Raw genomic sequence first — 837 nt, forward strand, 5'->3', positions numbered from 1 at the left:
CAGTTTGGCAGTTTGGCAGTTTGGCAGTTTGGCAGTTTGGCAGTTTGGCAGTTTGGCAGTTTGGCAGTGGCGGATTTAGGCGACCGCGATGCGATGCACGGGGACGGGTTTGCCGGGTTGAAAGGCTGCTTGTTTCTGGAAAAGAACCTCGACTTCGCTCTGTGCGTCAAAAGATTGTGTCACAATCGCTTTCAAGGCCTTGGCCTCCCCTTCGGCCCGTAGATTAACAAGGAGCGTGGCCTTCTGTTCGGCAGGGAGCACCGGCGTCTCGTCGGTTGGTCTCAACTGTTCGGCAGGGAGCACCGGCGTCTCGCCGGTTGAACTCAACCTTCCGGCTCTTGGGTCGCTGGTGTTCTCACTGACCACCTCCTCCCCACTCATCACCTGATGCACCCGATAGCGCCGACCATCCGTTTCCACGCTCATCTTGAAGTGGCCTACCTCGTGACCCGACTCCTCCAGGCGCGTCGCGATGGTGCGGGCGACCCGTGCCAACCATTGGCCCCAATCCACCTCCTGGCGGGGCTGACAGCGGGCTTCCGAATTGACCCAGCCCAGCAGGGCCTCCCCCTCGGCGTAGCGTTCGTAATCGACTTCCACCTCCTGGCCCCCGGCGGTCTCGTGCTGCAGGAGGGCCGCGAACCACTCCTCCATCCCCTCCCCAGTCTTGGCGGAGAGCAGGAAAACGCGCTTGCCGGGATAGTCGCGGTCGAGCCGCGCTTGCAAATCCGCGAGGTCGTCCGCGCTCAGGAGATCGCACTTGTTGACCACCAGCCACTCGGCTTCTTCGAGTTGTTTGCGGTAAATATAGCCCACATCGCGGTGGAAGTCGCGCTT

1 pseudogene is annotated in these 837 nt (G+C 61.3%); it reads right to left on the reverse strand.

Features of this window, described 5'->3' with window-relative positions:
- Nucleotides 1–75 precede the first annotated feature (75 nt).
- Nucleotides 76–837 (reverse strand): annotated as a pseudogene (locus tag JIN78_RS18030) (hypothetical protein); the annotation flags it as partial.

Source organism: Roseibacillus ishigakijimensis, from assembly GCF_016595415.1.
GTDB classification, from domain to species: Bacteria; Verrucomicrobiota; Verrucomicrobiia; order Verrucomicrobiales; family Akkermansiaceae; genus Roseibacillus; species Roseibacillus ishigakijimensis.